The organism is Ferdinandcohnia sp. GQ5 (assembly GCF_059759275.1).
Genome location: NZ_JCAXEW010000005.1, coordinates 61,058 through 80,474 on the forward strand (window position 1 = coordinate 61,058; position 19,417 = coordinate 80,474).

Consider the following 19,417-nt stretch of genomic DNA (forward strand, 5'->3'; position numbering starts at 1 on the left):
TTTTCTGTGTTTTAAGTTCTTACGAGTAACCTTAATATGAAGGATGTTTCTAGGAGCGGGAGATTCTAACCACTTAGTCCGACAATTACTTAATCAGTGTGACAAACTTAACAGAAAGTTAAATCTTATTTGATGTATATTGTTAAATATAAAGCCTGCATTGAGTCCATATCTTTAGATTACTTCTATTTTTAACCTCATTAAATACCTCAAGGGGGAGCATTGTCCATGTTATTCTCAATAGAACAAATCGCAGCAGCAATCAACGTAATCAACAAATATGCAAAAACAGAATATGAATTTTACGATTTTTATCATATGAAAGAAAAAATTCTTAAAAAATTAATTAGAACAGGTCATGCAAGAAAAATAGGTTTGGATAATTACAATCTTCGAAATGGCGAAAGTCAAGTCCTTACTTCTGTTCAGGTCGGAACTTTTTACTTTCACACGACCCCAACTGATGAAGATTTAAAAAAACTAAAAATATTAAAATTTAGAAAAAGGCTTCAGAACCCCAAAGTACATATGGATATTACCGTTGCACGATATATAATCCTCACTTGTCTTAAAAACAATCATTCTAAAAATGAGTATAATAAGAGACATAAGCAAACAAATACTACTCAAACTTATCAGACTAAAACTGCACCTGTCATCAAAAGTAGAATTTCCAATGAAATGCGAGCAACATCCCAATGGTTTCAATAAGTATGGTTATAACCCTAGCACTACAAATCGTTTGGTTTATTTCTTCTAATAGATGTTCATCTAAGATGGTATATCAACCTTATATAAAATCCAATCAACCTTGTCATGAGAGGTAACATAAATGCAGCACCCATCTTATTTTCCCACGGACTTTTTGCATATTAGCCCCTCCTTCTAACGAATCCGCATGCGAAAGTACGTTCGATTAACGATTAATATATAATTATTAGGCTAAATTTGACTGTAATAAAAAATTATAGCGTTAATCCTTCTTCAGGATTAACGCTGGAAACACAAGTTCATATAACCTCTGTTATGTAACATTATATAATCACAAAGAACATGCAACTTTATTAGTTGCATGTTCTACTAGCAAGGATTACAGTAATATATACTGATTTACCAATTAATTTAAAATTTATTTTCTCTTATAAAGACGTAATCGCAAAAAAATCATCATAAACTGTGGTCTTTTGCACAAAATTAATATTAGAAACTATTAATTTATGTGAGTACAAATTATTTGGTTAGATTTATCTGTTTTTCTCTAATAATGAAGTTAATAAAATCAACTATTAATCTTGCCGCAATTTGAGAGGTTACACCAGTTGGGTCGTATAAAGGATTTACCTCAACTAAATCAAAGCCTATTACTTCACCTTTCTTTGCCACAGCCTCTAAAATTTCACTTACCTCATCATAGTAAAACCCGCCTGGGGAAGGTGAACCTGCTCCAGGGGCAACTGAAGCATCTAAACCATCAATATCAATTGTTACATAATATTTTTCACCGTTTGGCATGTCTTTTAATGCTTTTTCGATCCCTATTTTTCTTATTTGTTTTGGTGATAAAATAGTACTTCCATAAGCACGGGCATCATCAAAATCTTCTTTCTGACTGCTTCCAACTCCTCTAATTCCAAGTTGGGCCATTTTATTGATGTGTTCCATTTCAGACATTCTTCGCATAGGATTACTTAATGTAAAGCGTTGGCCAGAAGCCTCTTTTAACCAGTCTAAATGTGCATCAATTTGGACAACGTTCACTTTTTTTACACTATCTAATGCAAAAGCAACAGGGCTTGTGATCGAGTGATCTCCGCCTAAAACAATAGGAATAGCACCTTTTGATATAATTTTTCTAATTGCCTCTTCAGTATTTTCGTGGCTTTGTTCAACGTCTCCATTAATGATAGAAACGTCACCGCAGTCAACAATTCTCCAACCCTCATTATTATAGACAATATCTTTCTCATGATCATAACCAGAGCCAAATGCATATAATGAAGACTGTTCACGAATAGATCTTGGTCCCATTCTAGCTCCAGAACGCCATGCAGTTGTCATATCATTTGGAACACCAATAATTGCAAAATCAGCATCTAACTCATCTAGATTAGTACAGATTGGATACTTTCTGAATGATGTTATACCTGTAAAAGGCATGTCTAATTTAACCCTAGTATAGTCTGCTTTTTTACTATATTTACTCATTTTATCCCTCATTTACTATAATTTTCAGTATTGTTTATTGTATTATTAGCTGCGTTTTTTAATTTCCCCTTATTAATAAACTGGCGGTATAGCATACCAACCATTAATATTAAGCCAATATATCCCACTATAGGATATACAAAATTTATAATTTTTGAGAAGGGTAATAATCCGCCGAAAAAACCGAGGATTGTTATAGCTATAGTTATTATTCTATATTTTGGGTTGTTCCCTTTTGAGAATTGTGTTGAAACAGTCCATAACATGCCAACTGCCGTTGTATAGATGGCAAGGAGCAAGATAATTGAAAAGATAAATGCTAATATTGGACTAATTTGATCAGCTAAAAATAATGTAGGAATATCTGTTGTGTGAAGCTGTTCAATGTTCGAAAGGATACCTATATAAATTGCAAAGACACCTATCAACATAATTAGGCCGCCTAAGCAACCAGCAAGGATTACATTTTTTCTAATTTCTTCCTCCTTCCCCAAATTTGCTAAGAATGGCAGAGCTACAAGTAAAACAAACGAAGAATAAATAAAACCTGCTTGCCACCATTGATTAGTTGCTTTAATTAGGTCTAAATTCTTGATGATTTCCCCTGATTGTGAATAACCTGTTGGGTCAAAATTTCCGAACCCTACTACGACAGCAAAAATAATAATTATCGGCCCAGCAATTCCCAATATTTTAATAATAGTTTCTAAACGTAATAAAGCCGTAATTAAAACTAAAGTCGCCATGATAGCTCTGCCCGGAATAACTCCCACACCAAAATATTCTGAAACAGTTGCTCCAGCTCCGGAAATCATTACGGCAAAAACGATTAATATAAATAATTGTGCAAACCAATAAAAGAATAATCCTAGATATTTTCCACAAAAATAGATAAAAACATCTTTTGAATCCTTAGCCTTTAATCTGAGTCCTACGTCCATGGCATATGCACCGAACCACATATGCAAAATAGCTGCAATAATAATTGCACCAATACCGAGATAACCAAAGGATACGAAAAATTGCAAAATTTCTTGCCCTGTTGCAGTTCCTGCCCCCAATATAAATGATACAAACGCACCAGCTAAGACGATAATTTTTATTGAGTTATTCATGTTAACCTCGTTTCTTATTTTAAGTATTTAAACCTTATTAGATAAATAAGGAAGGTTTTTTTCATAACCTTTCGAAACTTTCATGCATCTATATCTTTTTATCTATTAATCAAATATCAATATAAACACCCTCCAACTTTTTAATTTTTCAAATAATTCATGTGTATTTATTATAATAGTACAATTTAATTAACAATTACATATCAAAGTGAAGGAATTTTCAGTATTTATATAGTATTATGAAGATAAATGGTGTGCTTTAAATGCAATTTGAAGGAAGTGAGAAAGATGGATCAAATTGATATTAATATGATCAAAATACTACAGGAGGATGGACGAATCTCTATAAGCGAATTATCGAATAAATTAGCCCTAAGTCGTCCTAGTGTTACTGAAAGATTAAAACGCCTTCAGGAAAAAGGTATAATTGACGGCTTCTATGCTTTAGTTCCACCAGTGGCGGTAGGAAAAAAATTATTGGTTATGATTGAATTAAGTGAACTAAAGGTACCTAAGGATGAATTTGAACAAATGATTACCAAAGAACCTGATGTCATTGAATGTCATTGTGCTACAGGACATGTACATTACTATATAAAGGCTGCTCTAAAGGGAACGGATGAGCTGACACGATTGATTGAAAAATTCGTACCTTTTGGGAGGACCAGAACATCTATCTTATTATCCTCTACTGTTGGAAGAAGAGTGATGTTACCTTAAAAAGATGAATAAGAAAATATATAAAAATCCAAAAAAGCTATAATTGGAATTACAATTCAACCAATATCAATAGTCGTGTCGGTATTTGGTTATGCTGTTAAGATAAAAAATAATATATTGTTTCGCGAACTGTGGGAAAGATGGAAAAATATAAATTAAAGAGCGTTCACCAAAAGACTGATGTGGTAAATTACAAGTTAATGAAAAAGCGATACCATATTAAGAGCCCTTTAACCTGTTTTCAAGATTCACAAATGTATATAGTTATACACAAATTTTACACATTATCCCGACAAAACCCTATAAACTCAATTTCTATTAAGTTATTTTGACCCGGCCTCATGTTTAGGTAAATCTAAAATAACAGTTAAGATGAAAAAGGGATGGTGAAAGATGGAAAATCTGCTTCCACCTTTTACAAACTTTCATCCGGAGATGCTCCCTCCCAATTTGATGTTAAATATTGCAGCATTTGAAGAAAAAACCTTTTCAAATATCAAAGATGACTAAGTAGGTTACCTATGGTTACCTACTTAGTCATCTTCTCTGCTACTCTTAACAATTACTACTTTTCAAAATCAATTTTGTGTACAACTTTTTTAAAATTTGAAACTAAAAAGGAACATCTTACTTAGTTTTACATTACACATTTTCTATTTTCTTTTGTTGTAATTGTTTATTTATCTTTTGCATTAAGGTTGACTTATACAGACGACTTACATTCTGGGCCTTTAATTCAATATCGGACATCATACTAATTAATTCATTCTTATTATTTGAATGATTTAGCATAAAATAAAATTGTAACTTCGCTTTAATAAGATATAGTATATCCTTGTTTTCAGTGGAACTAATCAAGTTTTTTATTGCAATTAAATAGTTGTCAAGTTTTAAATCAGCATATAAAAATACCATCATAAATCTAATAAATTCATTTTCTTCTTCTCTAATTAGTTGACTTAAGGTTTCTTCAAGTTTTCCTGTTCCGATTGACTCATATGTTACGTTTTGTAGAACAAAAGGGATAGTAAGCTTTATGAAATTTTCCATTTTTGAAATTTCTTCTCCACTTAATTCAGTATTATCATCTTTGATATCCCTAATAGCTACTTCAAGTCCCTCTTTGAAAGTTGCTAATAATACAATATAACCTTTGAAACAAAATTTTAGATGTTCTTTTTTATCTATGATAGTCAAATCTTCACTGTTTCTTATTGAGCGCCCATAAAGGGTCAAAATATCGAATAAGTTATTTTTTTCTTGTTGTTCGTTTTCCTCTTCAATAAGGCTATTTTCTTTTGGATTATCAGGCAAATTTGTTAGTTTGTCTCTTTCATTTTGCTCTAAAGGTTCTTTGCCTCTCAGATTACTTGCTTCCGGTAGTATAGTTCCATCTAATCCATAATTATCTAATAAATGGATTTTTTCCATGAAGGGATTAAGTTGTTCTAAAAGTTTTTCTTGTAGGAAATTGATTATAGATAATTCATCCCTTTTCATCCCTGTAAAAAAACTAATTTCGTTTATATAATTATAAAATTTGTCATCCAAAAGAATAAACTCTAAAACAGTTGAATTATTAAGGGCTGCTTTAGCTAAATAATATTCTTGAATGCTTTTATATCTAAAAAATACTTTATTATCCTTCTTAATTAGCACACCTTTCTCAAAAAAAACTTGATCAAAATTTGATTTATGTAAATTTAACCCTTTAGACTCATGATAATCCGAAGTATAGCGATGAAAATCTGTAAGTGAAATCCACTTCTTTTTCCCTTTTGCGATTTCCCAAGACAAATGCCATAAAAACCTTTCTTTTGCATAAAAATCAAATGTACTTGACTTAGCGTTTTCTAATGACATCTTCTCAAAAACAATTTGCATAAAATTCTCCATTACATTTGCCTCATTAATTGGTATAAAATCCTCATATTGTCTACAAGTAGCTAAAATCAATGAAACGACTAATGGAGTTCGAGGCATACCAACATTGTTTAAATAATACATTATACGTTCAAGCATTTTGTCAACATCAACATCTCTGTCAAAAAACCAATTATTTATTAGTTCCCTAACACCAGATTTCGATAATGTCCGTATGTACACTTGCTTAAAATCACATTCAAAATGGGGTAAATCCTCAGAGATAGTTTGGAAAACATCTTCTTGTGCTGTAAAAATAAACCTGTTTTTTGGGTAACTGCTAACAAAACCATTTAATCGATCAATGTGTTTCCGATTGGATAAGTTCAGGTTATCAATAAGTAGTACACACCTACCTTTATCCAATAGATTGATTATTGCATTCATGTTTGGAGTATTTTCCCCATCAGAGTAATCAGTAGCAAATTTCACCATTTGTTTTTCCACAGGCTTCTTACCTGATGGGAATTCATCAAAGTCAATATAAAACGGAACATTAAAGTTTTTTGAATGATGTTCTAAATAATGGGATGCTATATAATGTAACAAGGTTGTTTTTCCAACTTCACCTGGTCCGATAAATATAATATTATCCTCTGTACCTAAGATTTCCTTAAAATCAACCGATGTATCTTCCTCATTTTTATCATTGCTTGCTCTAATGTAGTTCGATTCTTTATTTAAATTAGGTACAATAAATAAGCTTTCTAATTTTTTAGGCGCTTCCATATCTACTAAATTTGAAACTAAGAGATTATTTGTGTTTTCATTAAATGCAGTTTTTATGCTCGATAATATTTCTATTGCCTGTCCAACAGTAGAGTCTGCTGTATCATATGTATGTTCTACCACACCATTTTCATATCTAGAGATTGCAGCATCAAAACTTCGTCTAGGGGTATCATAAAATTCACGTAAATTTATTTTAACCTTCCCAACAATAGGATCGACTTCAATAAAATTATAACCATTATAATATGCCCGATCTCCTGAAAATAGTGCACCGCAACTACTATAAACAGTTGATTGACCATAAGTTATTAGTTTACGTTCTCCCAAATTGTGAACATGTCCATTTAATACTAACTGAAACTTACTAAACAAAGGAGAAACTGCTCTTTCATCTTCTTCAACCAACCAATCTAAAGGGTGGTGAACTAAAGCAATTTTCAAATCAGCATCTTCAATACTTCTAAGGGCTTTATCAACTTCTCTTTCACCAATGATTAAGTTGCGTAAATCACTTTCTCCAGAACATCTCCACGCACTATCAAAACAAGCTATTCCAATGACTATATCATCAATTAAGATTTTTTTTGTATGATTTAATGGATCAGACCACTCAGTTTTATCTGTGAACAAATTAATAAATTCTTTAATATGTGCAGTTCTTTTAAAATAAGCTTTATTCAATTCTATGTTGTCAAGAAAATTATTTATAGAAGTCCGGTCTTTCAACGTCTCTCGAATACCTTTTTCTTGAAAAGTATCAATTTCTCTCCTATCTATATCATGATTTCCCGGTATCAATAAAAATCGATCAGCAGATAATTTTGTTGCATCTAACAATGGGCTAATAAAATGATCTAGTGCTAATTCCAATTCATCATCTGCTTTATCACCTCGATTTATTAAATCTCCGGTAAAGCAAACAAAATCAAGGCGCTTCCCTTCTTTATTAAATTTACATATGTCTTCTATCAAAGCATCTAAAACAATTTCAATATCCTTTAAGTTTTCTCTATTTATATGCAAGTCTGACAAATGCAATATATTAATATTTCGCATTTCGCTCCCCACCTCACATTTATCCATTTTCCTAATTTTAACACATCACATCACATTTACAGACATTATCTTACAATACTTTGAATAAAACGACATTTTTAGTTAAGATTTGCCAAAAAAATACTCCAAATTTGATGGACTTATCTTTTTACCAACTCACTATTATTACGTATTTCATCCATACCAACCATTCATTTGGTTAAAAAATATGGAGAAATACTTTGAAAAACACCGCATTTTACCAATGTTTTTGTACGTTAGGAAGGAAGTAGATCGAGTAATTGAGGAGTATAATCATCGTCGTTATCAATGGGGCTTATTGAAAATGACCCCGGTTCAATACCGGGGTCACTTATTGGCAGCTTAGGCACTTTTTTAACTATCCGTAAAGGGGTACAGTTCAACTTCACTAGGCACCTTATATTAATACTTATTGATTTCTTCATATGCTTCTATAATAATTTGTTCCATTTCAGAAACAAACTGTTTTAACATTTTTTCTCCCTTTTCTTTTGTTGCTCTTGTTGCATCTCCGTAAACTCCACTTAGGCTTAGATCACCTAATGAAATTGAGGATTTTCCATATAGTTTTGGCTTCTCTGGATACTCACTTACCGCTTTTGCCATGTCAACCATTTCTGGTTTCAGAGCCATCATTAATGACGTTTCAAATTCACATGCGTGAATCATTCCGTGCCATGTTGAGGATTCGCAATGCTCCTTTATAATATTTTCTAAGTTAGGATAGAAAAGATAAATCACTGGGATATCTAATTCATCAGCTAACTCTCTTGTAGCATATTTCATGCTAGCATTATTAGCATCATGCCCATTAACGAGGACTAACATTTTAATTCCATATCTCGCAACACTATGTGCAACATCTTTAATGATTGCTTCTACATGATGCTGCTGTAGCGATACTGTACCAGGGATATCCCTCCAAACCCATGAATACCCAAAAGGTTGTGAAGGTAGAAGTAAAGCACCCGTTTTCTCAGATAGTTTTCTTGAGAGCCCTTCTGCCAAAAAAATATCTACACCTAGAGGTAAATGGTGCCCATGTTGTTCCGTAGCTCCCATTGGTAGGATAGCTACAGGAAATTCTTCAATTGCTGTTTTTACTTCGTCTCTCGTCATATTGATAATTTCTTTGGCCTTTTGCATCTTAATCATCCCTTATTGTTCATTATCGAGACGTACTTTTTTGCATTCCTTATGATTGTTTCCTTATCTGCTTTTGTCGCTCCCCGTGGCACTAGGTCACTCCCAATTCCAAACGATGTACATCCAGCTTGAGAATACTCCTGAATATTATCTAATGAAATTCCGCCAACACCCATAATTTCAAGGTGCGGGTATGGTCCTTTCAAATTTTTAATGTAACTCGTACCAAGATTGCTTGCTGGGAATAACTTAACCACTTTTATCCCGAGGCTTAAGGCTTGCATGATTTCTCCAGGAGTAAAAACACCTGGTAAGACATCCACATTTAGTTCTTTCACATCTCTAACTAGTTCTTTATCCCAACCAGGAGTAATAATGTACTTCGCTCCAACTTCGATTGCTTTTTTTGCTTGTTCAATGGTGGTTATGGTGCCTACACCTAAATGAATCTCATTTCCAAATCTCTCATTTAGGAGCTTGATACATTCAAGGCCCTTTTCTTCCTCACTCAATGAAACCTCTACCCAGTCGACTCCTCCATCAAGTAATCCTTCTTGGATATCAATTATTTCTGAAGGATCTACGCCACGAATAATAGCTACAATCGTTCCATTTTTTATGTTCATAATTTCAGCCTCCTAAAACTGTCCAAGCCAACGAGCAGGATTTTTTACGAAAATGGTATCGATGTCTTTTTGGCTGATGCCTTCATCCAATAATCTTGGAATGAAATTTTTAAGAATATATTCAAATCCAGGACCACCGCCATAAGCATGAAGATAACTCTTTCTTCCCATATCGGCAGATACTAATAATTGCTCTACAAAGCCATTCTCAATCATATTTTTTATCAATTCTACCCTTACACTATCAGGGTAATATTTAATCTTACTCGCACCATCAAACTGAACGTAAGCACCCCTTTTTGCAAGCTCTAAATGGTAGTAAGGATCTGCATTTCGGTCACTATGACCTACTGCCACTTTCGTAAGATCGACACCTTCTTCTTCAAGAATATCTAACATTTCTTGCCCCATTGTTCCAGCTTCTGTATGAAGCCAAACGGGTGCTCCAGTTTCTAGTTGTGCCTTTGCCATAGCTCGTGTCACTTTCTCTTCTAATGGATGGATGAGTTGATCCCATGAACCCGATTTTAAAAATCCAGCTTTCGCTGAAGTTCCGTCCATTCCAATCGTTACATCTCGAACTAACTTTTGCGTGATTTCATTAATTGATAATGCTTCTACCCATCGTGGAAAATATATATGCTTGTTGAATCCACTCGTCATTACAACATGTATACCTGTTTCTTCAGCCATTCGTATTAACTGCTTGGCATCCCGTCCATAATCAAGTGTCGTTGCATCGACTAATGCATTACCACCAGCTCGTTTAAAACGCCATAATTCACTTACACTCGCTTCATAATCTGTTAACTCTAAATCACGGTCTTTTTGACTTACTGGAGGATTCGTCCACAAATGCTCATGACTATACGTAAAACCTAAATCTGAAGTATCTATATCTCCTAAAACTGTACGAACTTTTCCCATTATGATCACTCCTATTAGTAAAAAATTAGTTAGAGGAAAGAGTATTAACTCTCTCCTCAAACCATTAAATTTTAAATATCAATTCCAAATAACATACCGATTAAGCGAATAATGATTACAACAATGATAGCGTCTGGTGAAGCAAACCATAATCCTTCAACACCAAATGCTCTCATATCAACAAGAGGATAGGCTAGAGCAACAAGTAATGTCCAGGAAACTCCTAAGAAGAACCCACTAATAATTGCTCCACGTCTACCACCTGTTGCATTTCCGAAAACCCCTGCAGCTCCACCCATAAAGAACAAACCAATAACGGATGGGAGTACCACAACTGGCAAAATAGTTGAGACCGCAGTAACTAATAAACTACCAACTAATGCTGCTAAAAACCCAATTGTTACGGCAATTGGAGCAAATGAATAAAAAATCGGGACGTCCAACGCAGGTTTTGCACCTGGTACGATTTTCTCTCCAACCCCTTTAAATGCCGGAACAATTTCACCCAAAAACATTCGAACCCCAGCAAGTAAAACCAAAATACCCACAACAAAGGTTAAAGCTGTCATAATAGAGAATTGAATTGCATTTTGACCTCCTGAAATATCAGCCATTGTAGCAGAATCGACAAAGAAGGAGGTAATCACATAAATAACAATCATTACGATCCCCATTAAGACACTCATATCTTTTAAGAAGTCGAGAGACTTTGGAACCTTTACATCCTCTGAGGACTTTTCTTTATTTCCGAGCTTTCCACCAATCCAGCCGGATAAACTAATCCAAGAACTACCCCAGAAACCGAAGGCAACATTATCATTTCCAGTAACCTTGCGAACAAACGGCTGTGAGATTGCTGGGAATAACACCATTGAAATACCTTGGATAATCGAACCTAAAACAATTGTCATCGTAGATGATAGTCCCATTTGATTAAAAACAATTGCCATTGTTCCAGCGAATGAGAACATCATATGTCCAGTTAAAAAGATATATTTCCATTTTGTAAACCTTGCGATAATAAGATTAATTAAGAACGAGAATACTAGTATTAAGGCTGTTTCCGTTCCTAAGACCGTTTGGACAGCTGCTACTAAAGCGTTGTCCTCTGCTACAATTCCCGTTAGGCCAAAGGCCTCGGTAAACATTGTGCTAAAAGGTATTAAAGCGTTTACAATTATGTTAGAACCTTGTTGAAGCATTAAGAAACCAAATATTGTTTTTAACGTGCCTTTAATAACATCGGAAGTTGACTTTCTAAGGGCTATTAAGCCGACTGCAGCTATAATTGCTAGAATAATAGAGGGATTACTTAAAATCGATACAATAAAATCTAACATCGATTACACTCCTTTAGCAATTTTTTCAATTACTGGCATAACTTTTTGTTCTATTTCATCCTTATCTAACAAATTATTGATAGAAATTACTTCAACTGATTCATCACTTAATTCAGATGCAATTTCACTTGATGCAACCATGAAATCACATGCTTTGCCTTTTGCAGAACCTAAATCAACAGCTTCCCCTTCAATTGTATACCCGTGTTTTTTACCGATTGCTTGAACCTCCATCAATAGCATCAACGAAGTTCCAAATCCCATTCCACATACTGTCACGATTTTCATATTTCTTCACTCCTCAAAGAAAGATTTTTAAAATTTCATCTTTATCCTCAGCATTTAATAATACTTCCAGTTTAGTTTTATCCCCTAATATACCTGCCAATGCTTGTAACATTCCAATATGATTAGTGGCATCTGTACCACATATCGCACATACGAGTTGCACTGGGTCATTTGTTGGATGACCAAACCCAATAGGTTTTTTTAGACGAATAATTGATACACCCTGTTTTAGAACTCCATGTTCTGGCCTCGCATGAGGAATAGCGATGGAAGGGGCGAGTACGATGTAAGGTCCGACATCCTGAAACCCCTTAACCATTGCCTCAATATATCGTTCCTCGACTTTATTCGCCTCAAATAATAATGAACCTGCTTTTCTGATCGCTTCTTCAGGTGACTTTGCTTCAAAATCTAAGTAAATTAAATCGTTATTAAGTTCTAGCACCTTATCAGTCTCCTTCTGTATTAAATACTTTCATTTTATTTCTACCAAATAAGTCAATTTCATACTGATAACGATCTGAACGATTGGCCATTTCTACCAACTCGAATGGGGTACCATCAGGTAAATAAGAAACCCTTGTAATATGAAGGATAGCCGAATCAGGTGATACACCTAGCTCTAGGGCCTCCAAATCACTTGCAATTCTTGCTGTGATTCTTTCATGAGCTCTTTCAAGCTGAATGCCATACTCTTCTTCAAGAACCTCATATAACGATTCTTTGCTAAGCCCTTTTTCAATAAAACCACGTACAAATTTTGAACGAAAATAGTTAATAAGAATTGCAATGGGTTCCCCATCAGCACACCTAAGTCTTTTAAGACAGATTACCTTTTCACCTTTTGATAACTTCAATTCTTCTACTAATTTCCTTGAAGGATTAATTTCATTTATCAATAGATTTCTTGTTTCGGTCGTCTTACCTCTCGCATGCATTTCCTCAGTCCAACTCGTTATTGTTCCAGCCTGCTGAACGATCTTTCTTGATTGAACAAATGTTCCACGACCTTGAGTTTTTGTAACTACTCCATCTTTTACTAATTCCTCGATTGTTTTTCTAACAGTAATTCGACTTACCCCATACTGACTTTCAATCTCTGATTCAGTTGGTAGGGCATCACCTTCTGCTAAGTTTTCCTCTATATACTCTAGTAGAGCTACTTTTAATTGCTTATAAAGCGGCACCTTGGAATTTTTATCCAATGGAAAAATGATCATCACCTCTTTTATAATCATTATAATGTTTCTACTTGATAACGCTTACTTATATAATAACATCATAATGTATTATGTCAATAACTATAAAACAATCAAATACATCATGATGTTTAGTGAAGTAAGTTTTATTGACCAAAACCCCGAAGCTAAAAAACCCACTAAATTCACTATTTAAGGAATTTAGTGGGTTTTTTAAACAAAGGAACTTCTTCAATTTTTTAGCAGGCTTTTGCTCAAGTAGATAATAAGCGAACATTGCGTAGTATTTTCAATCGAGAAAGTATATACTGTAACCGCGCTCTTAGTTATCGGAGAATTGGATTGAGGAACACCCTAAAAGTAGTAAGATTTCTGATCCTGTCACTTTGCACTTGCAATTAAGGTATGAACAAGCACTAGTGAATTTAAATCGTTTACAACACCTAAAAGTTAACACACACCTTTTCACTTCCATCAATAATAGCTTGTTTTGCTCTAAAATAATTTAAATCGATTGAAATCTGATATAAAGTTGCATATACATTATCATATATAGTAATTTCCCATTAAATTAAATTTTTCATTTCCTCCCCAATCGTTTTAACTGATGTTGGTATAAGATGCCTTTCAGATTTCGAATTCCGAAGAGATTGATACAAAGAAATAATGTACTGATAAGTAATAAGCGAAGGATCTAATCTTTTGCTAAATATTTTGAGACAATTCTCATACCTCCGCTCTAATAATTCTTTACATGAAAAATAAAATACAACTTTCATTGTTCGGCTATTTGGTTCAACTATTACAGATTTTATTAAATTAGTATGTTTAATGTGATTTGATAGGTAAAATGACTTTACTTTAGAGAATGGAACAACTAAATATGATTGATTTTTGTTATAAGGAAGACAAACTTCGCCTTCCCTCATTAAACTAAGCTAATAATAAGTTTTTAGTGCTGCTTTATTATTCGTAGCTTGAGTAGCATAATATCCCCCCTTTCCAATCAAAAAAAGCCCAAATAGACATAGTTCGTGCTATAGCCGTTTGGGCTTTTTCCCTTAAATTATTTATTTATCATTATTAATAATTATAAAACTATGGATTAATCGGCTAATTCAACTTTTTCCTTTATATTTTTATGTCGGTCCATACTGTTTTTTACTAACTGAGCTGCACTATCCAACTCAATTCCTAATGTTTCACTAATTTTTTGAACCGAGTATTTTTTATCTGCATGAAGATAATAAGCATATGCTATTCTAATGTCATTTAGAGATAGCTTCTGAGAGAGTTGATAATCATTAGAAATAACATTTAAATGAGTGTAGATTGACATTATCTCTATAGGAACAACCGGTTCTTTATGGTTTTTAGTCTTTTTCGTAATAAAAACATAATCTGTACCGTTAAATATTGATCCATAAAAGTATTCCATAAAGTAACTTTTTTCATCATCAACTAACAATACCTTGCGTTTTTTTAAATTTATTTGCACAGCGTTACCTTTCTCTATTATATTATCCTTCCGAATTTGGAAATCTGATACTCTCAATCCCTTTAATGCCAAGATAAAAATAGATTTGCGAAGCGCGTTGTAATCCGGATTAGACAGTACATTTGGTAACAAAGACAACAAAGTTGAATAATCAATTATATTCATTTTTGTTTCAACAACTTTATACCTGCTAATTTTAACAGCAGGATCAACCATTACTTTGTTTTCATTCCACAAGTAGTCGAAGAAACCTTTTAATATTGCTAAATGTTTATTTGCGGTTTTCAAACTATTTCCCTTTTCAATCTTATTTTGCAAAAATCCCTTGATATCTGATGGATTTATTTCGAAAACTTGTTTTTCCTTTCCGAACTTTTTATCAATAAATGTATAGAAGAGGTCAATAGTTTTCCTATAACTTTCAATGGTTTCTTCGCTGTATCCGCTTTTTTTTAAATATTCTCCATACCCATAATAACTAGAATCCATTTTTACCTCCCTTTCCCCTATAAATTTATCATTATCTATAACTAGTGTATCATTGCCATATATTTTTTTTCCACTTCTTAACAAGAAATGCTTGTAATTTCAGCTAAAATATTCTAAGCTTACTAGCTATAAATACCGGTCTTCTCTCTATTGTTTTAGGGTAATTTTTTACCCTAAAGTAGAGGGCAAAAAAACAATAGTCTATAAGGTGAAATTATCCTCTCCCCCTCTCCTTTTATCAACTATTTTTTGATTGGAAATGATAAATGATTATAAAGCGGCAATAAGTATAAATCAGAAACAATAAAAAAAGCCAAGAACTCTCGTTCTGGCTTGAAATCCCCTACTTTTCCACTTCTCTATCTTCCAGTAATAATGGATCACCATTCCTGGTGATAGTATCTTGTTCTAGGAAAAGTTTTATAGATGGATTATCAATTTCATTTAATAATCTTCGCTTCTCGTTAGTTATTTTATCCCTTATATCTTTATATTCTAATTGGGCTTTTTCTTTGTTTTCGTGAACCATTTTTTTGCGTTTTTCAAGTTCGCTTCTGCTGGTTTTCAATTTCTCAAGTTCTTCTATTTTAGTTGGAGTAACAGCTTTAATTTCTTCATCATTTATTGGAATTTGTCTTAACTGGATTTTTGGGGTCTCTTGTGCGGTTTTCTTTTTACCAAATAATCTTCCGAAGAAACCAACATTCTCGCTTAATTCGCTATTCACTCGTTCATACATTTCAACCTGAGACTTTGCTGCATCTTCTAAGTTTTGATTAACCCCTTTAACTACATCATTTACATTTTTCCGTATAGATTGTAGTTCTTTTTCTTCCTCTTTCACTAATTGGACTAACGATTCATGTAACTCAATTAGATTATTGATTTGTTCCATATCTTTTTCCCAATTTGAAACGTCCTCAAGTGCTTTTATATAATTTTGCTTTTTCAGATCATGTTCTCGCACCATCTGCATGTATAAAAACATACTAACCATTTGATTTTCCATTCCGTTTAATTGTTCAGTAATGTCAGGTGGAATCGCCGTGCTAGTTGTCCCTTTACGAATAACTGGCTTATTTCTTGGAGTTTCCTCTTTAATGGTCTCGGGCATGACCCCTACTAAACTTGCAATATCAACCGGCCTTTTTCCAAGTTGATCCTGAAGAAGAAATATTAAGTATAATCGGTATATCCCTCTATAATCCAACCTATAAAGCTTTCCAGCCTGAGTAACTTGAATATATTCTTCTAATCCGTTCCGTTGAAGTATGTTACGCAGCTGGTAATCCTTTTTTTCAAGTTTTTCAGCCGCCTCTGAAATAGTATACTGATTCTTTCTATTTAACCCGTCCAATAAGCTATTGGGTATAAGTTCTTCAGTCAGTCCTTCTTCTTCTATTAGTTGATATAATGGATCATCCTTAAATACAGTCATTATCTCTTCTTGTATGGTCAATTCCTCTAGATTAATAACCTTTTCTTCATCAATCACATGAAACTCACCATCAATCAAATTATCCCGTTCCATCAATCACTCACCTCAACCCTCCATAAAAACTCATTATATCTTATTATTGGCCAGAAAACCCACGAATTCAAGAGTTTTATTGTTTCCAATCAACAACATTATTGATAATGATTGGGGATTTTAACTATCAATAATTATCAAATATTATAAATTAATAGTAATATGACCATTGATTTATAGTGATTGACAATAATATTTATTAATATTTACCGAAAATGATTTTTACTGATTTATAATCAAGTGATTTATAGTTATTGTAGTTTATAATAAATTATAACGATTGGTAACGATTATATATTATAAAATATCCATTTATAATGATTGGTAATTTAAATATTTATCTATAACTATTCAAACTGATTGGTAATATATTTTTCAATCAGTTTGAATCAATCGGATGATTGGAAATCACTGATTATATTTGTATTATTCAGAAAATATGTTATTATATACTTAATTAATTCAAATGCAATATGATTTTTAGAGGTGATCTCATATGTTAATGTTCATGAAAGAAAGCACAAAAAGAGTACTTGATAATATTGTAGTGGCCGTTGCTATTGTTACATTGTCATGTGCGGTCATAACAACACTCTTAAACTAATACAAAAAAACATCGTTCCTTATCAAGGAGCTATGTTTTTTTGTATTTAAGTTTATTTACACAGCTAGATTGACAAAAAGGGAACATAGATAATGAGCTCTCAGATTGCACATGCGAATTTTCATTTGGATTTTAAGCCTCAAGACTTATATAAAAATTAAACCTGAAGCTCACGATTATAGTTAGTTAAAGTGATAAATTTACAGTACTGATTATTACTATGAGTATAAAAAGAGTATTTCAATAAGAGTTGAGAGTATTGCGTAATAGAAAGAGGTTTACAAGATGAATAATACAAAATATCAGTTAAGGGTGTATTACCAAGCGCGCTTACGGATGGTGGAGCAATTATTCTATCAATAATAATGGTTATTTCTATGTTCAAGTTTCGTACAACTTGGGCACAAAAACGCTTATAATATACAAATCTTATTAGCATAGAAAGATTAAAAAAACGCTTGGAAATCCAAGCGTTTTGCCATTTTATTGTGTTCTATAAGCCTTTTTATTGATATTGCTAAGAATCATGTAATTAGTCCTCTAAATTATCAAAATCTAACGCATCAATATCGATTTCAAATTCATCATCGGTAGTTTTTGCTGTTTCAACTGTTTCTTCACCTAAATCAATTCCTAACTCAGCTAAGTCAAGATCCATATCAAAATCTTCTTCCTCAGTTGTTGCAGCAATGGCTTCAATCGCTGAATCTTTATAGACAAATTTTCGTTGTCTCTCAATATATTCCTGGTACTCATTTACCAAGCCCTTTGATAAGCGAAGTGGGAGAGCATCAGTCTTAAAGAATGTGTAAATACTAGCTTTTCTATTGTTTTTATCAACGATATAACCATTGAATACAGTACCGTTAATTGGTACTTCATTAATTACTGCCGCTTTTGCTGTATCCATAAATGAACTTGAAATTTGTTTATCTGGAGCAAGTACAGCTAGCAATCCAACATGATGAACCTTTTGAGCTAAAACTTGTCCATCTTCCTGTTTCTCCAATAGTTCTACTGGTTGATGTAAAAGGCTTCCTTGGATAGATTTAATAAACATATCCTTGATATCGTGCTCATTTTTAACGGTATTAATATCAGCTTCTACTTTATTGATAACTAAGCAACCTTGATGTTCAAGAATAAGGCGTTTAAAGTCCTGTTTATCAAAGACAACGGAAGTTCCTCCGCCGTTAGTCGCTGTATTGATTTCATGAATTACATCTCTGATCATTAGGTTAGCGTAGTCTCTATAGTTATCTACATTTAATCCTTTACGTTCATTTTCAGCGAGGTTTTCAAATTCATCCGAGAACTGTTGGTTATCAGCAAATATAACAAAGGCTATTCCTTTTGATTTATCTTTTGCCAACTTCCAAATACGTTGTGTAAATTCATTCACTTGCCTTAATACATCTGGACCATCTGATCTAACTGGAAGAGTAACAACGATACCAATTTTAACTGTTTTCTCTTCAGCATTCTTAACAGCTTGCGCCATGTATCTTTTTATGTTTGCTTTAAATTCAGCAGGAGGAGTTGCTTGTTGAAGCTTAACCAATTCTTGCTTGATGATCGGCTTATTATGAAAATCATTGAATTCCTCAATACTCTTCACGATTGTAGAAGTTCCAGTTCCCCCACCTAATCCAGCGAAGAAAAGAACTAAATCGTCTTGCGGTCTTACTCTTTGTGTAATGAATTGATTTAGCTTTTCTTTTGCATCCGCATTTTCATCAATAACCCGCATTGCCTTTTCTGGATTCTTACCCAATCCACCTAATTCTAAAGAAACTTGGTTACTTTCTGGAATGTGTACTAATCCTTTTAAGTCACCATCATTACTATTTAAAGCTAAGCAATTATATACTGGTGCTCCGTTTTTATCTTTGATTGCTGCGAATAAGTCAGCCATTCTTGTTCCAGCTTGGCCAAAACCAACCATTGTCATATTTATTGCAGGGGGATTATTAGTAAATAACATAATTTTTCGCTCC

The 19,417-nt window shown here is 33.2% G+C and carries 15 protein-coding genes; 2 read left to right on the plus strand and 13 right to left on the minus strand.

Going from position 1 to position 19,417, the window contains the following annotated elements:
- Window positions 1-228 precede the first annotated feature (228 nt).
- Window positions 229-711: a YkyB family protein gene (locus AC6CHV_RS07790; RefSeq protein WP_498078581.1), complete on the plus strand. Its 483-nt coding sequence runs from the start codon at window positions 229-231 to the stop codon at window positions 709-711.
- A gap of 519 nt (window positions 712-1,230) precedes the next feature.
- On the opposite strand, the gene speB is transcribed toward AC6CHV_RS07790, so the two are convergent.
- Both speB and AC6CHV_RS07800 read right to left on the minus strand, forming a co-directional pair.
- A complete protein-coding gene (gene speB, locus AC6CHV_RS07795) occupies window positions 1,231-2,205 on the minus strand; it encodes an agmatinase (RefSeq protein ID WP_498078582.1) in 975 nt (324 codons plus the stop codon).
- 8 nt (window positions 2,206-2,213) lie between these two features.
- Window positions 2,214-3,320 carry a YkvI family membrane protein gene (locus AC6CHV_RS07800; RefSeq protein WP_498078583.1) on the minus strand — a complete coding sequence of 369 codons (1,107 nt, stop codon included), beginning with the start codon at window positions 3,318-3,320 and terminating at the stop codon, window positions 2,214-2,216.
- Between the two features lie 288 nt (window positions 3,321-3,608).
- Here AC6CHV_RS07800 and AC6CHV_RS07805 point away from each other — a divergent pair, with 288 nt between their 5' ends.
- On the plus strand, window positions 3,609-4,040 hold the full coding sequence (locus tag AC6CHV_RS07805; protein ID WP_498078584.1) for a winged helix-turn-helix transcriptional regulator: 432 nt from the start codon (window positions 3,609-3,611) through the stop codon (window positions 4,038-4,040).
- A gap of 642 nt (window positions 4,041-4,682) precedes the next feature.
- On the opposite strand, the gene AC6CHV_RS07810 is transcribed toward AC6CHV_RS07805, so the two are convergent.
- The 11 genes from AC6CHV_RS07810 to AC6CHV_RS07860 form a co-directional block, all read right to left on the minus strand.
- A complete protein-coding gene (locus tag AC6CHV_RS07810) occupies window positions 4,683-7,751 on the minus strand; it encodes a metallophosphoesterase (protein WP_498078585.1) in 3,069 nt (1,022 codons plus the stop codon).
- Between the two features lie 423 nt (window positions 7,752-8,174).
- Entirely contained in the window at window positions 8,175-8,918 is a 744-nt protein-coding gene (locus tag AC6CHV_RS07815; protein ID WP_498078586.1) for a creatininase family protein, read from the minus strand.
- Between the two features lie 5 nt (window positions 8,919-8,923).
- On the minus strand, window positions 8,924-9,544 hold the full coding sequence (locus tag AC6CHV_RS07820) for a bifunctional 4-hydroxy-2-oxoglutarate aldolase/2-dehydro-3-deoxy-phosphogluconate aldolase (protein WP_498078587.1): 621 nt from the start codon (window positions 9,542-9,544) through the stop codon (window positions 8,924-8,926).
- 12 nt (window positions 9,545-9,556) lie between these two features.
- Window positions 9,557-10,474 carry a phosphotriesterase family protein gene (locus tag AC6CHV_RS07825; protein WP_498078737.1) on the minus strand — a complete coding sequence of 306 codons (918 nt, stop codon included), beginning with the start codon at window positions 10,472-10,474 and terminating at the stop codon, window positions 9,557-9,559.
- A gap of 68 nt (window positions 10,475-10,542) precedes the next feature.
- On the minus strand, window positions 10,543-11,811 hold the full coding sequence (gene ulaA, locus AC6CHV_RS07830; protein ID WP_498078588.1) for a PTS ascorbate transporter subunit IIC: 1,269 nt from the start codon (window positions 11,809-11,811) through the stop codon (window positions 10,543-10,545).
- A 3-nt stretch (window positions 11,812-11,814) separates the two neighbouring features.
- Window positions 11,815-12,099: a PTS sugar transporter subunit IIB gene (locus AC6CHV_RS07835; protein WP_498078589.1), complete on the minus strand. Its 285-nt coding sequence runs from the start codon at window positions 12,097-12,099 to the stop codon at window positions 11,815-11,817.
- 13 nt (window positions 12,100-12,112) lie between these two features.
- Window positions 12,113-12,544: a PTS sugar transporter subunit IIA gene (locus AC6CHV_RS07840; protein WP_498078590.1), complete on the minus strand. Its 432-nt coding sequence runs from the start codon at window positions 12,542-12,544 to the stop codon at window positions 12,113-12,115.
- Between the two features lie 4 nt (window positions 12,545-12,548).
- Window positions 12,549-13,337 (minus strand): UTRA domain-containing protein, encoded by a 789-nt coding sequence (locus AC6CHV_RS07845; RefSeq protein ID WP_498078591.1) that lies wholly within the window; start codon window positions 13,335-13,337, stop codon window positions 12,549-12,551.
- A 1,066-nt stretch (window positions 13,338-14,403) separates the two neighbouring features.
- Window positions 14,404-15,285, minus strand: a complete 882-nt coding sequence (locus tag AC6CHV_RS07850) for a site-specific integrase (protein WP_498078592.1) — start codon at window positions 15,283-15,285, stop codon at window positions 14,404-14,406.
- 343 nt (window positions 15,286-15,628) lie between these two features.
- Window positions 15,629-16,816 carry a hypothetical protein gene (locus AC6CHV_RS07855; protein ID WP_498078593.1) on the minus strand — a complete coding sequence of 396 codons (1,188 nt, stop codon included), beginning with the start codon at window positions 16,814-16,816 and terminating at the stop codon, window positions 15,629-15,631.
- Between the two features lie 1,136 nt (window positions 16,817-17,952).
- Window positions 17,953-19,404 carry an SGNH/GDSL hydrolase family protein gene (locus AC6CHV_RS07860; protein WP_498078594.1) on the minus strand — a complete coding sequence of 484 codons (1,452 nt, stop codon included), beginning with the start codon at window positions 19,402-19,404 and terminating at the stop codon, window positions 17,953-17,955.
- Window positions 19,405-19,417: the final 13 nt, after the last annotated feature.

What these genes read in the sequence shown, in the direction of transcription:
- AC6CHV_RS07790 (WP_498078581.1), top strand. Translation starts at nt 229, where the DNA reads ATGTTATTCTCAATAGAACAAATCGCAGCAGCAATCAACGTAATCAAC.
- speB (WP_498078582.1), bottom strand. Translation starts at nt 2,205, where the DNA reads ATGAGTAAATATAGTAAAAAAGCAGACTATACTAGGGTTAAATTAGAC.
- AC6CHV_RS07800 (WP_498078583.1), bottom strand. Translation starts at nt 3,320, where the DNA reads ATGAATAACTCAATAAAAATTATCGTCTTAGCTGGTGCGTTTGTATCA.
- AC6CHV_RS07805 (WP_498078584.1), top strand. Translation starts at nt 3,609, where the DNA reads ATGGATCAAATTGATATTAATATGATCAAAATACTACAGGAGGATGGA.
- AC6CHV_RS07810 (WP_498078585.1), bottom strand. Translation starts at nt 7,751, where the DNA reads ATGCGAAATATTAATATATTGCATTTGTCAGACTTGCATATAAATAGA.
- AC6CHV_RS07815 (WP_498078586.1), bottom strand. Translation starts at nt 8,918, where the DNA reads ATGCAAAAGGCCAAAGAAATTATCAATATGACGAGAGACGAAGTAAAA.
- AC6CHV_RS07820 (WP_498078587.1), bottom strand. Translation starts at nt 9,544, where the DNA reads ATGAACATAAAAAATGGAACGATTGTAGCTATTATTCGTGGCGTAGAT.
- ulaA (WP_498078588.1), bottom strand. Translation starts at nt 11,811, where the DNA reads ATGTTAGATTTTATTGTATCGATTTTAAGTAATCCCTCTATTATTCTA.
- AC6CHV_RS07835 (WP_498078589.1), bottom strand. Translation starts at nt 12,099, where the DNA reads ATGAAAATCGTGACAGTATGTGGAATGGGATTTGGAACTTCGTTGATG.
- AC6CHV_RS07845 (WP_498078591.1), bottom strand. Translation starts at nt 13,337, where the DNA reads ATGATTATAAAAGAGGTGATGATCATTTTTCCATTGGATAAAAATTCC.
- AC6CHV_RS07850 (WP_498078592.1), bottom strand. Translation starts at nt 15,285, where the DNA reads ATGGATTCTAGTTATTATGGGTATGGAGAATATTTAAAAAAAAGCGGA.
- AC6CHV_RS07855 (WP_498078593.1), bottom strand. Translation starts at nt 16,816, where the DNA reads ATGGAACGGGATAATTTGATTGATGGTGAGTTTCATGTGATTGATGAA.
- AC6CHV_RS07860 (WP_498078594.1), bottom strand. Translation starts at nt 19,404, where the DNA reads ATGTTATTTACTAATAATCCCCCTGCAATAAATATGACAATGGTTGGT.